11 protein-coding genes and 1 pseudogene are annotated in these 13,373 nt (G+C 35.0%); 1 reads left to right on the top strand and 11 read right to left on the bottom strand.

What is annotated here, in order from left to right; all coding sequences use genetic code 11:
* Positions 1 to 139 precede the first annotated feature (139 nt).
* The 4 genes and pseudogenes from H9L23_RS07790 to H9L23_RS07775 all read right to left on the bottom strand — a co-directional run bounded on the left by H9L23_RS07790 (position 140) and on the right by H9L23_RS07775 (position 4,414).
* Positions 140 to 2,857, bottom strand: a complete 2,718-nt coding sequence (locus tag H9L23_RS07790) for a carboxypeptidase-like regulatory domain-containing protein (protein WP_187594426.1) — start codon at positions 2,855 to 2,857, stop codon at positions 140 to 142.
* Between the two features lie 9 nt (positions 2,858 to 2,866).
* Positions 2,867 to 3,711 (bottom strand): annotated as a pseudogene (locus tag H9L23_RS07785) (GLPGLI family protein).
* Positions 3,712 to 3,796: 85 nt separating this feature from the next.
* Positions 3,797 to 4,066, bottom strand: coding sequence for a hypothetical protein (locus H9L23_RS07780; protein ID WP_187594425.1), 270 nt, complete (start codon positions 4,064 to 4,066; stop codon positions 3,797 to 3,799).
* Positions 4,067 to 4,135: 69 nt separating this feature from the next.
* Entirely contained in the window at positions 4,136 to 4,414 is a 279-nt protein-coding gene (locus H9L23_RS07775) for a hypothetical protein (protein ID WP_187594424.1), read from the bottom strand.
* Positions 4,415 to 4,552: 138 nt separating this feature from the next.
* Here H9L23_RS07775 and H9L23_RS07770 point away from each other — a divergent pair, with 138 nt between their 5' ends.
* The gene (locus H9L23_RS07770) at positions 4,553 to 4,900 is read left to right on the top strand and encodes a helix-turn-helix domain-containing protein (protein ID WP_187594423.1); all 348 of its coding nucleotides are present in this window, start codon (positions 4,553 to 4,555) and stop codon (positions 4,898 to 4,900) included.
* Between the two features lie 751 nt (positions 4,901 to 5,651).
* Here the strand turns inward: H9L23_RS07770 and cysC are convergent.
* The 7 genes from cysC to H9L23_RS07735 all read right to left on the bottom strand — a co-directional run bounded on the left by cysC (position 5,652) and on the right by H9L23_RS07735 (position 13,353).
* Complete coding sequence (cysC, locus tag H9L23_RS07765; protein WP_187594422.1) at positions 5,652 to 6,260, bottom strand: adenylyl-sulfate kinase; 609 nt, start codon at positions 6,258 to 6,260, stop codon at positions 5,652 to 5,654.
* Positions 6,261 to 6,518: 258 nt separating this feature from the next.
* Complete coding sequence (locus tag H9L23_RS27055; RefSeq protein ID WP_187594421.1) at positions 6,519 to 6,710, bottom strand: UDP-galactopyranose mutase; 192 nt, start codon at positions 6,708 to 6,710, stop codon at positions 6,519 to 6,521.
* A gap of 181 nt (positions 6,711 to 6,891) precedes the next feature.
* Positions 6,892 to 7,011 carry a UDP-galactopyranose mutase gene (locus tag H9L23_RS27050; protein WP_187594420.1) on the bottom strand — a complete coding sequence of 40 codons (120 nt, stop codon included), beginning with the start codon at positions 7,009 to 7,011 and terminating at the stop codon, positions 6,892 to 6,894.
* Position 7,012: 1 nt separating this feature from the next.
* The gene (locus H9L23_RS07750) at positions 7,013 to 8,872 is read right to left on the bottom strand and encodes a biosynthetic peptidoglycan transglycosylase (RefSeq protein WP_187594419.1); all 1,860 of its coding nucleotides are present in this window, start codon (positions 8,870 to 8,872) and stop codon (positions 7,013 to 7,015) included.
* A 20-nt stretch (positions 8,873 to 8,892) separates the two neighbouring features.
* Entirely contained in the window at positions 8,893 to 9,771 is an 879-nt protein-coding gene (locus H9L23_RS07745) for a polysaccharide deacetylase family protein (protein WP_187594418.1), read from the bottom strand.
* A gap of 65 nt (positions 9,772 to 9,836) precedes the next feature.
* Positions 9,837 to 11,645, bottom strand: a complete 1,809-nt coding sequence (locus H9L23_RS07740; protein ID WP_187594417.1) for an ABC transporter ATP-binding protein — start codon at positions 11,643 to 11,645, stop codon at positions 9,837 to 9,839.
* Between the two features lie 97 nt (positions 11,646 to 11,742).
* Positions 11,743 to 13,353, bottom strand: coding sequence for an MBL fold metallo-hydrolase (locus H9L23_RS07735; protein WP_187594416.1), 1,611 nt, complete (start codon positions 13,351 to 13,353; stop codon positions 11,743 to 11,745).
* Between the last annotated feature and the right edge of the window lie 20 nt (positions 13,354 to 13,373).

Below are 13,373 nucleotides of genomic sequence, written 5' to 3'. Positions count from 1 at the left end.
AAAATAATTCTGGGCAGTTGCCAAAGGGATCGGTCTATCCCCGTGAACAAAGTTTTTGGCAATCATCTTATACCAAGGGCTGAACCCTTGAGTAGTCAGAAGCCTTTTTCCGTTTGGCAGCACCATATGATGATTTAAATCAATGTTTGGCTAAGTGAAAGCGATAATAAACACCTATCAGAAAGGTATTTGGGACCAAGTTATAGCTCTGTGTACTGAACTGGTTCTGCGAAATGGAGTCAAAAGTCAGGCTTTTATTGTTCAAGATATTAAGTGCAGTAAAATTCAAGCTCCAGTCCCTATTTTTCAACTGATATTTTGCTTTCACATCGAAAAACACAAGCTGCTTAAACCTACTGTTCACAGGCAAGAAGTACTGTTCCATATCAAGTTCAAGATTAAACCTGTCCCCAGGTATAAAAAAAATGCTTAACTTATTTTCTATGCTTTCTGTCTTGGCCAAATTCTCCACTATAGCAGTTGTTTTCTGTCTGTTTAAACGTAAGGCAGTGTTTGCATCAAAGCTAAGCCAACCCTTGAAGCCTGATTTGTAACCCAAAAGTAGCGAAGTGGTGTTGAAATCGATCAGGTTGGCAATATTATTGGCCGTACCTGCTATTTTGGTAAAAAAAGAGTTGAAGTCAACAATCAAATTTCCCTTAAAGGGGTCAATATATTTTTCCAATCGGCCATATGCAAGATAATTTGCATAATTATGTTGTGCAGGGTTCTTTGTATAAACCTGATATAAAGGGGTAAACTGCTGGTTAGTAATATAATTTGTCGGATTCGTACTGTAAACGAACCCTGTTGTTAAAAGCATTCTAAGTTTATTATAATCTGCAAGGCTGTAAAAAATAGAAATGCTTTGTCCCCCTTTTTTGACCAGGGTACCTGAGCCCTTTAAAAAATTCTTATAGTTATTCATCCAGTAAACAGGTATGACATCGGTAAGTAACGGCAGGTTGATATTGTTGTTGTACTGTAGGTTTACAGTCCCAAAATTTTCGAGTTTATATCTTAGATTGACCTTATTTAATAGATAATCATAGTTTTCATTTATAAGTTCTGCTGATGGTCCCGCCACTTTTAATTTATAGCGTTCCAAAGTATAGGTACTGTTCACGGTCAGCGACAGATTCGACAAGATATTCCAATCGTACGCCCCATCGAAATAGATGTTTTCGGTTAAGTTATCATAGGTGCCACCAAAACCATCTGCTGTGATTGCACCTCCAGTGTTAAGGCTATATAAAAGTGAATTGAAATTTCTTTCTACATGGTTAAAACCAGCATTAAAAGTTAAAGCTTGTCCATATACCTTGCCCAAAAACCTTGCATTTCCAGAAAACTGTCTTAATGGAAATTTTGAATCTTGATAAATATCCCTATCCCCAGTCATGCCTTCAGGCAAAAACCCCATATAATTTGAGGGATTAATACCTAAATATTGTTTATTATTCCTGTTGTTATACAGGACTTCTACAACAATTGCCGTTTCATCTGCCAAACGGTCGGTGAACTCCAAACGCTGTTCAGTGCTGTAGCCATTTTCAGCTAAGTTCTGATATAAAGGTCCCGTTGCAAGGCGTACTTCATTTTGTTGATCAAGGCTATTGAAGCTAAACTTGCCCACATATTTGAACTGTTGTCGTTTATTGGGTCTATAGGTCAGCGTGAGATTGTAAGCCTGATAAAGCTGCTGTTTATTTAGGTTATTCACCTCGTTGAAAACAACCGGTGGTTGATTATCGATAGCAAATCTGGTATCGTTATACAGCTGCTGCCTATTATTATCATTAAGAAAATATGCAGCTAACTTTACCTCAAGTTTTTTTAAAGGCCTGAACATAAAATTGCCTGAAGCAATTTTGGTATCATTAAAATTATTACGGTTCAGGTCAATTCCTTGATAATATAGGTAAGGTATTTCCACCAACCTGTTATTGGCTTGTAGAACTATATTATCCTCCAAGTTGAACCGCCTTTGGTTGGCTACCGGTTCAGCAATATTTAGCATGGAAAACGGGTTGATACCTACATTGTTTCCCGCCCCTAAGAGTATGCCCTTTAAATTTGGCGAAATTGAAATCAGGTTTACTTTACCCTCGTACTTATCCTTTGGTAGACCGGCGTTCAGATTTACATTGCCGTTAACATTCAGCAGTTTATCTTTTTTTAATTTAAGATTCAAGACCTGTTTGTCAGTTTTGGTCAGCCCGGATAGCAAAGGGTTATCATTGTAGTTGTCTATAGCCTGTATCTTTTCCACCATATCTGCAGAAAGATTTTTTGTCAGCATCTTAAAATCTTTTTCGAACAGATCACCGTCCTCCACCAGCACCCGCTCAACCTGACGTCCGTTATACTTGATGTTGCCGTCTTTATCGACGCTCATACCAGGCAGGCGCTTAATCAGGTCTTCAACCGTCTGCTCGTTTTTTTTGCTGAACTTCTCTACCAAAAAAGTAGTGGTATCGTCCTTCACCCTTACCGTTTGTTTGGCTGTAATATTTACCGGGTCCAACTTGATTACGCTGGGCTGAAGTACAAAATTATAATCTGTTCTTATAGAGTCCAGGTCAATGTACTGGCTTTGGAAGCCAAGGGCAATGCACTGCAGGCCCGGCTTTAGTGCTCCTTCAACCAGACTGATACTATAGGTGCCGTCAGCTTTTACTAATGTGTATTTTGTTTGGGGGTTGCCTTCTTTGGTATACTTCAGTATTATGCTGGCACTAGAAACAGGTTTGCCAGAAGCATCTGCTATTTTTCCTGTGACATTCCGCTGTGCATAAAGAAAAGAAAAGGTAAATAAGGTAAAAAAGATTAAGAGAGAGCAGAAAATTTTAAGCATTTAAATATTCTAGTTTTTATTGAGTTCTATCAAAACGGATCTGCCCCCGCTCTTGGTAATTACTGTATGTCCCGCGGCCTTCATCATAGCATCATGTTTTTCTTTATTTTTGGTGAGATTGGAAGTGTTCAGCTCAACAAATTTAGAGGCAGTTACCGTATCGCCGGTGAGGTTTTCCGGTATCTCAAAACCAGTGGCAGGTATTTCAATTTTTGTGGCTTCGAAGAATATCTCCTTTTTATCATCACTGGCAGCTAAGATAAGACCAGGAAGCCCTCCCAATTTCCAGGGGCCTGTCTGCAGCGGGATCTGGGTAGTAAACCACGCCGTATAGTTGCGCCCCTAAAGCTGCCTACCGCTTTTTGACAGCTATAACTCAATATCACCTTGGTTTCCTCAGAAACCTGCCAGTTAATTTCCGGAACGGTATCAAGGATCAGGTACTTCTCATTTGTGGTGCCTATTTCCTGCCTGGTCAATAGCCTTGAACCATACTTTTTCAGGTAATTGGTTTCCCTGCCTTTAGCATTCGAAGGTACAACTTTACTTATTTCCTTATAAACAAGATCCCTTGCGCCCTTGTTCTTGAACAGTTCGGCTGTATCGATTCCACTGGTGAAATTTACAGTATTCACCGGCCTGCTGATCAGGCTGTAAAGAGATGAGTTCTGACCAAACAACAGCCTATAGTTTGCAACCTGATAGGACGTGGGGGCAACAATACCGCTATCGGTCTTGATATAAGCCGTTCTGAACGCGTATGTTACCTGCCCCAATGCCGGATTGTTTCCTTGGGCAATCGCACCACTGGCGGTGCAGAGGAGCAAGAAGAATATTTTGAATTTTTTAAGCATAATCTGATTGTGATCTAAGATATAAAAAATAAAAGATCCATTAGCTAATTAAAACAAATGGATCTTTAGGAATGTCAACATTTAACTATTGTAAGCCAGCCATCCTGTATAAACAGCCAAGATCTAAGGAGTCAAGAGACCATATTGTATAGCTGATCTGTCCCCCATCGGAATCATATTCTGTATAGGTTGTCGCGGAAATTGTTAAACAGATTTCAGTTTTCTTGTCTTTCAGTTTACCGGCTATTTTTTTAACAGTTTGTTTACTGGAACCGGATTTTACCGTTTTTGTAGCGGCAAATGAAATTGTTGCTACTGAAAACATCAAGGCGAGCATTAATAATAGTTTTTTCATAAAGTTTTGTAATTTAGATGGAATATTAAATTGTTTTTTACAAAATTAATTTTGCATGATCTGATGGGATCAGTACCCATAGATCAGGCTAAGAAGACAGGGACCGTCAATCAAAGCGGTAACGATGTGGTGTTCGCTAACAGTCCCATCGGATTCATAGTCCCAAAAAGTTGTTTCAACAATAGTAACTGGTACGCATGTAAACGTTTCGTTAGTCAACTTTGTTTCTTTTATGGTCTTAACAATTTCCTTTTTAACGGACATTTTCACAGCCTTTGTTCCGGATTTTGCAAATGTTAAACTTGCAAATCCAAACATAACTGTCATGAGGAGCAATAATTTTTTCATAATTTTTTTAGGTTTTTAAAAGATTGAGTTTTTTAGTTTTAAAGTAACATTCCTTTTACTAATTTAACGCCAAATATAGAACTGAACAATCTATATTATGAATAAAATTTAATCCTCTCATAAATAAAAATCTAAATAATGACTCAAATCGGCTTAACAATAAGAAAATTGCGCGAAGAGAAGAACATCTCGCAAGAAAAAATGGCATTAGAACTTAACCTTGCTCAAAGTAACTACGGCCGTTTAGAAAAAGATGACAGAAGATTAACGGTACCGAAACTTTTGAAAATTTCTGAGGTACTTAAGGTCTCTATTTCGGACCTCTTCAATGAAAGAAAAATTACTCATCAGCAAAACAATGATAAGCTTACCATTGCATGTAACGCTGGTCCATTCCATGACCAGGAAGCCATAAAAAAGCTTATCGAGCAATATGAACTTAGGATCAAAGAAAAAGACGAGCTAATTTCATTGCTAAAAAAATAACCTAGCCCTGAAGTATCGTTCTGGATAAGTGGAATTGATCACTTTTAAGACGTAGAAAAAAATGGAGTTTTCCTACCACTCATTTTGCAAGTCTAATTTGATCTTTTTTTTTCGAAACACGGTATAGTAAAATGACAATTCCAGTCAGGTCATTTCTTTTTTTGTATGGTCCAACCTAAATATCGTTAAAAATGGATGCCCTGGCCTTAAATTTAAAGCAAAACGAAAATGATGTATTTTGGCTTACTTATATCAGGGAAAAATTGATTGTAATCAAATAAAAAATAATACGTTTTACCCTGTGGGTTTTTCGTATTTTTTCATTTTATCAACAAAATCCCTTTTTACTGATTATAGAATCTATCGGAATGGTAGCAAAAAATATTACAGAGAGCTTAAAAAGTGGTGACTTGAGCGCAGAATAACTAATAAAGCCTTTATGTGTATTTGGCCTGGCTTCGAAAAAACTGAATGCGGAAGCACATGGGAACTAACGCACCGATGTAATCAAAACATTTTATAAAGACTAGCACTGGGCAGAGGGAAACACACATTTAGGTCAGCCTTGATTCCGGAACACAATGATAGTCCAATCTAAATCGCAAGTTATCGCAAAACCCATGACAATTCTCCAGTAATAATTTATATTCTTTTCTTTTGGAAAGGCCAACTTGGTTATTCCCGATTGCCTAACGGCACAAAACAAAAGTATTAATCAACAGATTATTCTTATCGGAGCAGAATCAGTTGGTTATGGCTTTTTGCCCGTAATAATTGTTTGAACAAATTGAATCAGGATATTTAAAGAGGCTGTCTCACTTAATATCTCCGTATTCAGGGTTAATGAAGTCGATTCTGGAATCTCGAATAGACTATCAATTCCTGTAAAATCTTTTAATTTGCCTTCACTTGACAGTTTATATAATCCTTTTACATCACGTTTTTTGCAAACTTCGATGCTGGCATTAATATAAACTAGATGAAACCATCTTTTTCCTATTATATTCTCCGCAATAGACCTGTCTTCTGAAAAAGGCGATATAAATGATGCTATAACAATAATTCCAGAATCATTAAATAATTTACAGACTTCAGCAGCTCTTCTAATATTTTCTGCTCTGTCTACTTTTGAAAAGCCAAGATCACGATTCATACCCTGTCTAATACTGTCGCCGTCTAATCGATAGCAATTATAAGAGTTATTGAAAAGCCATCTTTCTAAGCTTATCGAAAGGGTAGATTTTCCAGCTCCAGATAGCCCAGTCATCCAAATTGTGAAAGCATTTGCACCATTCCTATTTTCTCGTTGTTCTCTAGTTATACCGCTATCTTGAATAAACAGATTAATTTTCTCTTTCATTATATTATCATTAAAATTCTGAATTGTCCTATATCTAAAATCCGATCTTAATATTAAGATTATTTATAAAAACTTGTCTTCCGTGAGTTTTTTCACTTTTGGCAAATGCGGAGGCTATAACTTGTTGCATATCATAATAGCCATACTCAGTGAACATACCTCCAAAAATGACGCTTGATTGAGTGTTGAGTTACTTTAAGTTTCTTAGACTTATCTGTTAACTTAAATTTGTTTTATCACACAAAGTATAATGAACTTCTAACCTTTCTGATACGGAATTAGGAATTCTTTTTTAATCACTGTATTATCCTGATTTCCAAATTCGAAATGTTTGTGTTCATAAACTAGATTATGTGACTTCTTAGAACCTGTAAGGCTAACCACAGCATTTAATTGATAATCAAAAACATTACAGATAACACATCTTAAACTTAAACTTCTATATTCCAATTGAGGAAATTATGACCAAAATATTCATCAATTTTCCCAGTAAAAAAATTTCTAGCAAAGACGTTAAACTACCTCCTATTTCCGAAAAAGTCAATTCCGAGTTTAACTTCATTCCTGGTTAAAAGACTTCTAATTAAAAAACTATACCTCCAATGGATATAACCTGATATCCATTATTAAATTAATTGTTATTAAACGCAAATCTTACTGGAATTATTTTTATTATGGAAACTGGCAATTTTGAGGGAGACTTTCCCCAATGTTTAAAGGTGTAATGCTTAACTAATTTCTGGCTCGACACATTAGACTTCACGAATATTGATCTCACCCAGATTATTACTAAATATTATTACCTTTTCTAAGTTTTCAATTTCCTCAATACACACCATACCGTTTTTAAGCATCTTTTTTGACAGATACTGAAAATGCCTAAAAAGATTCACTGCTAGTACAGGGCTTTTAATTCTAACCGCATCCAAAAAAAATTTTGGCCTTGGAATTATATATGTGAGTACAAATGATTGAGTGAGTGTTAGTTCGTTAGCTGATTTAGAAAAATAAAAGTTAGAAGCTTCCTCTATTCCATATATATTGGGACCTAGTTCTATAATGTTTAGATAAATTTCTAATAACCTATTTTTTTTAATTTTGAAAACATCTTCCAACAGCCAGGTAATCATATATTCATCAAGCTTTCTGAAGCCATTTTTTTTGTGGTTAAGATATAAATTTCTAGCAAGTTGCATTGTGATTGTACTCCCACCCCTAGAAAATTTACCAGTTGCAATATTGGTAAAGATGGCTAAAGCTAGCCCCTCTGTATCAATGCCTTTATGCACATAAAAATTTGGATCCTCCAGGCAGATAACCGCATCTATGAGACTTTTAGATACTTTCTCAAGGTTAGTATATTTAGGATTGGATTTATCTAGTTGTATCGTTTTTATTAAATGACCGTTATCAAATATTGAATGATAGAACGGGTAGTTTAAGTAGAGTAAATCAAAATCGCCTTTTGATTCCAACACTAATCCACCTTCCTTTGTTAAACTGATAGTTTTATCGTTTGGATTATTCAATAAAAAGTTTAATTCAAAAGTTATTTCGACAGCACCTAAAAAAAATGAGTCTTTCATCTTTTTTGAAAAAAACATTTCAGGAAAGGAGGTCAGAATCTCCAACATCTTTGATTTATTTAAATTCAGGAACAACTCAACACGATCCTGAGAAAGAAATCTATGTTCAAACCCTATATTAATAAATAAATTATTGTACCCAAAACTTGAGATCTTATCGATAAAGAAACCTTTATCATCTTTTTTAGATTTTATATCGAGATGCATATCTTGATTAGAAATTTCCTTATCAGATAAAGCATCCCAATTAATGCTAAAACCTCTTATTACTATATTAACATACAGATATTTTTTTGTTTTACTATATATTTGAAATGATGATGAGATTTTTAATGCATCAATTCTCAACTTGTTTAAATGAACTTTTTCACGACAGGAATTATAAAAAAATATTTCTTTTGCAGTAAGCGAGAAATGAATGCTTTTCTTCAAAGGCATTAGATCACCTTCGATAATTATTCGGCTTGGATCTAAATTGGCAATTTTCACAATTAAATCACAATAGTACTTATGATCTGTCAATTTGAATTGAGCAATATCTGTCTCAATCAGAGTTCTCTTATCTATTACCAGGAATTTCTCAACATTAATAGCCTTAAAACTTAAAACAATAATCTGGGTTAGCATATTATCCACTGAAGCGTAAAAACCCCGCAAAAAGGCTTGCGGATTAAATATCTTTTCGGTTTTTAAGGTGGTCTCACGGTTAGGATCGGATTCAGATTTTATCGATAGGTTACCATTCAGTATTTCTAAATTTAGGATTCGAAATTTATCAGCTAAAAAAAAACCAAATTTCACATGGATTATAATAGTTTGGACTGAAAGCACCATCCCATCCTTAAAATCTTCATAGAGAAAATTGTCTATTTGGATAGCATTAACTTTGACAAATTTTATCCTACTAAACTCGATTTTTTTTTTGTATTTGATTTTGATTTTTGTCGAATACTTCAGTCTTCGGGACTTGCTAAACGAAAAATTTGAAATCAATATCCAAACGAGCAATTTTACTTTGTTTTTCATAACCATCAACTGAGCATAGATTATGCTCTGATTTTTTTGAACAATTCCGAAATTGTAAGAAAGTTTAATTCAACAGAATTTTTCCCAGCTTGGTCTTGCATCCTATCTATATCAGAAACTATCTTTACTAAATCTTCTAAACTTGTGTCATGCGCTAAAACTATTAGAGACCTTTCGCAGCCAAATTCTTTTACACTATACAGATATTGCTCAAACATCCCAAAATTTTGTTCAATAACACCGGCTCTTTTTCTTGCCGTCGACTGGTTTAGAGTTAAATTATCCGCACCCCTTCCAATATTTATCCCCGAGCATTCTGCTTGCCAGCTATTATAAAAAAAACCACCTCCACCAAGCAATGGAAACCCTCTAGGCGCACCTGACCAGATTTTCAAGCCAAGCGTATTCAATTCACTTATCAAATAATCATAATCATTTTTAACTTGAGAAAATTCCATGGGAAGTGGATTTCCATCAATTACGCTGGTAGTCAAAAAATGCGCTTGATGAGTTGGGCATCCCTTTGCAATCAAATATGAAATAATTTCAGAATATTCCCCACCCGGCAAGCGGACAAAGCGTAAGTTAATATTGTGAGCAGACATCTCCGAGAGAAAAATTTTCAAATCCTCTACAGCTGATTTTACTGTCTTGTAAGAGTTAGAACTTATTGGGAACCAATTCATATTATCCTTACTATCATGGATTTCATGGATTCCAATTTCACCTCCCAAACTTTGCAAGGCTTTTAACTTATCAACGTAATTAAATTTCGAAACTTGCTTGCGAGATACAAACCAAGTTACATTTTTGATAGAACGTTCTAAAAGCTCCTCTATAAGTTTTTCGGTGTAAACAGAAGGCCCATCGTCAAATGTCAAAGCAATATTTATCATCATTTACTTAAATTATGTAGCCAAAACGTTATAATCATGTCATGAATTTGTTGTTCTACCACATCTGTTTAACGAAATCCGAGCGCCTGCAGATTAAACAATTCCGCATAATGTCCATCGATCTCCAATAATTCATTGTGAGTTCCCGATTCCTTTATTGCACCATCCATAAGTACTATTATTTTATCTGCTGTTCTGACAGTAGAAAATCTGTGAGAAATTATAATAGAGGTTTTGTCTGAAGACAGCTTTAAAAATCTTTGAAAAGTTTCATATTCCGACTTTGCGTCCAATGCCGAGGTGGGCTCATCGAGAATTAGAAATTGCGCCTCCCGTATATAAGCCCTGGCTAAAGCTATTTTTTGCCATTCGCCGCCTGACAAATCAACACCATTGGGAAATCTTCTTCCCAACAACTGTCCATAATTAATATTAAGTTTTCTCAAAATACTATCTGCCTGACTAGCAACAGATGCTAAAATCATTTTATCAATATTTTTTCGCTCAGCAATATTCCCGATAGTAATATTCTCGCCAAAAGACATCTGATATCTGATAAAATCTTGAAAGATTATTCCAATATTTTTTCTTAAATCTTCAAGATCGTATTCCTTGAGGTTTATTCCGTCTAAAAAAATGCTCCCTTCAGTTGGTTCATACAATCGGGATATCAATTTAACCAATGTCGTTTTACCAGCTCCATTTTTGCCAACCACAGCTACTTTTTCTCCAACCGAAATCGATAAATTTAAGTTTCTAATCGCCCAAGAGTTTGATTTTTTATACTTAAATCCAACATTATCAAAATAAAAACCTATTTTCATTGGAGTGGGAAACATCAAGCCTTTTGCAGATTTCGGTGTTGGTTGAACATCGAAGAACTCAAAGAAATCTTTTAATGAAACTGTTGATTGATATATAACAGAAAATCTAAATAAGATTACTTCCAACTGCCCTTTTAACTTGTTGAAAGAACCTGCCAAAAAAACTAAACCTCCAATTGTAATATGCTGGTTATATGCCTGATAAATTACGTAGATATAACCAATATAATACCCAACAACACTGATGACAGAAAATAATCCCCCCCAAAAAGTTTTACTTAGCAATAATTTTTTATTACTTAGAAAAAATTTATCGGCTATTTTTCTGTAATTCTCAATGAGGTAATCGGATAGACCGAACAATTTAACTTCCTTGATTGTGTCATCGCTTGCACCAAGAAATTGATAATAATCCAAAAGCCTCCTTCTTACCGTTTGCCTTCGATACAGCTTATATAACTTATTATTGAAATGGAATTCGCTTAAGAAAGTTGGAGTTATAGCTATTAACAAGATCAGAGTTGTAATAGGACTAAAAATGATTAGTCCAAATGCCAAAAACAAGACCATTATGATGTCTTGAAATTGGGTAAAAACCTGCGTGACGAGCATAGTCCGCCTCCCTGTTTGACTTTTTGCTCTTTCGAGCTTATCAAAAAAATTTGAATCTTCAAAATATTCAAAATCTAGTTTTGATGCATGATTCATTATTTTTATGGCACTTTCATTTGTAAATAAATCACCAAGCAGGGTATCAGCCAAATTAGTTAGTCTGGAAATAATATCTGCTAGGACAACTAAACAAAATTCGATAATTATCAATTTCCAAAAAGAACTAAAGTAACTCAATTCAGCCCCCTGATTTAACGAAACGATTTTGTCTAGTATAAGTTTACCTACATAAAGTTGTAACAATGGAATCGGCGCCCTCAAAACCCTTAAAAAGGAATTTGCAATCATCAACTTTGGACTGGTTTCCCAAACCATTCTGAAAAACTTCACTAGATAAGACAACGAATTAAATATTCGTCTAAATCTTTTTTCTTTTTGCATAACCCACTACTTAAGGATTTTAATGTTCAATGTAAAATATTATACTCTTTATGTAATAGTCACAGCGAATGGTTCTCAATAAAATGTTGAAATATTTTTATTTATTTTGAGATACCGTTGAATAAAATATTTCTTTTTCTCCAAAGAGCCTCTCTGCAATTATCCCTGCTGATTCACATTCTTTAATAAGAATATCCGATTGAATAATGGGATTGGATTCGGGAGTATATTTTATACTGCTGATAAATTCCAACCAAGGTTCTTGGCCCATTGCATATACATAAACTTCTTTGGGATTAAAAATATTGACAAGACTCATACCTTTTTCCGCATCAGAGCCTGAAAGTCTTCTTGACTGATCTTTATCTCTGGCTAGGTCTTGAGTCAGCAATGGCCCATACAGCCACGATAACGGAGCTCCATCACACTCCATACCAAGGAAAATCACATCAATGTTACCTAATGTTTTGTAAATATGCTCGTATATCTTTGGCTCTACAATTCTAGAATCTGCCACAAAGAGGAAACTAAAATCATCAACCGAAACATGATAGCAAGTCTTCGCAATGATATTTAAGTCACTATGTTCTCCTGTGAAGGGGACTCCAGTTATTACGCAATTCCCCAAATTAATTTGCTCCATATTGTCAACCTCAATCACATTAGTAAATCCAACAGCATTGAATGCATATTTCAAGTTGGGATCTTGTAGGGAACCAGAATTTGTAGAAGGGACAATTATATTTTTAATTTTATGTCTAAGGGGCAATAAAGTTTCAAAGAGAATATGGTCTTGATGATTATGGGTTATAAGAACATAATCGATTTCTTCTGGCAGATCCATATCTGAATAGTGATTAATTTTCGATTCATAGCCGTAATAGCTTATCAATGGATCAACTAAGATGCTGATATTATTAAATTCGATAAGTATACAAGCATGACCAAAGTATCTCATTCTTGCTTTTTCACCGCTATATTTTTTATATGGTGGCGGAGCCTGCTCTGTAAAAAGTGAATTAAACAGGGCTTGTTTTTCATCCGGAATTTCAAAAAGAGAAAATATTTCAGCCAAATCATTCGGGTAACGTTTCATTTTACTCAATAGATCAATATTTGGATGTTTTAGTGGCAGATTCAAATGTATTGTATCTGGATCATCCAATCTTGCAGTACTGAGGCAGAATGGGCGTTCATCATTATCCGTCAACCATAGAGCGATGCTTTGCGTTTCCTCATTATAAAATACACTTTTATAAAGCAGGCTTTCAAATATCCTATAGGAAGGATTATTGTTTAAATCATACACTAATTCAACGTATCCTTTTAGTAGCTCAGGAACATTACTGTATAATTCTTCCACAGAAAAACCTTTTGCGTTATCTTTTAGCATCTGATCTAGCTCTTTTATAGCACTAGCTAATTCAATCAAGTTACCCTGTATCGACAAAGTTTCATCCCTGAGCACTTTCACTTCATCAACTCTTCGTGGCCTATAATCCATAAATGGGCCACCCAACATTTTCGGATTGGATACCGCTGCTTCGTGAATTTGTGGTGCTTGAATATATGAGTTCATAATTTTCAAGTGTCTATTAACTACATTCATAGCGGCGGTTGCAGGAGAAATCAGATGGGACCAAGCGTACCATCTTGAAATCAAAGGTTCAATTACGACATTTGGCTTAAGATAAGTTGTATTTTTCATATGCTTCTGTTATGGTGGAG

The sequence above is a fragment of the Pedobacter roseus genome (assembly GCF_014395225.1).
GTDB classification, from domain to species: Bacteria; Bacteroidota; Bacteroidia; order Sphingobacteriales; family Sphingobacteriaceae; genus Pedobacter; species Pedobacter roseus.
This window is presented reverse-complemented; position numbering and strand designations above follow the sequence as displayed.

Bases quoted from the DNA above. Each gene is read 5' to 3' on its own strand.
- cysC (WP_187594422.1), bottom strand. From the start codon at position 6,260: ATGAAAGAGAAAATTAATCTGTTTATTCAAGATAGCGGTATAACTAGA.
- H9L23_RS07735 (WP_187594416.1), bottom strand. From the start codon at position 13,353: ATGAAAAATACAACTTATCTTAAGCCAAATGTCGTAATTGAACCTTTG.
- H9L23_RS07775 (WP_187594424.1), bottom strand. From the start codon at position 4,414: ATGAAAAAATTATTGCTCCTCATGACAGTTATGTTTGGATTTGCAAGT.
- H9L23_RS07770 (WP_187594423.1), top strand. From the start codon at position 4,553: ATGACTCAAATCGGCTTAACAATAAGAAAATTGCGCGAAGAGAAGAAC.
- H9L23_RS07740 (WP_187594417.1), bottom strand. From the start codon at position 11,645: ATGCAAAAAGAAAAAAGATTTAGACGAATATTTAATTCGTTGTCTTAT.
- H9L23_RS07750 (WP_187594419.1), bottom strand. From the start codon at position 8,872: ATGAAAAACAAAGTAAAATTGCTCGTTTGGATATTGATTTCAAATTTT.
- H9L23_RS07780 (WP_187594425.1), bottom strand. From the start codon at position 4,066: ATGAAAAAACTATTATTAATGCTCGCCTTGATGTTTTCAGTAGCAACA.
- H9L23_RS07790 (WP_187594426.1), bottom strand. From the start codon at position 2,857: ATGCTTAAAATTTTCTGCTCTCTCTTAATCTTTTTTACCTTATTTACC.
- H9L23_RS07745 (WP_187594418.1), bottom strand. From the start codon at position 9,771: ATGATGATAAATATTGCTTTGACATTTGACGATGGGCCTTCTGTTTAC.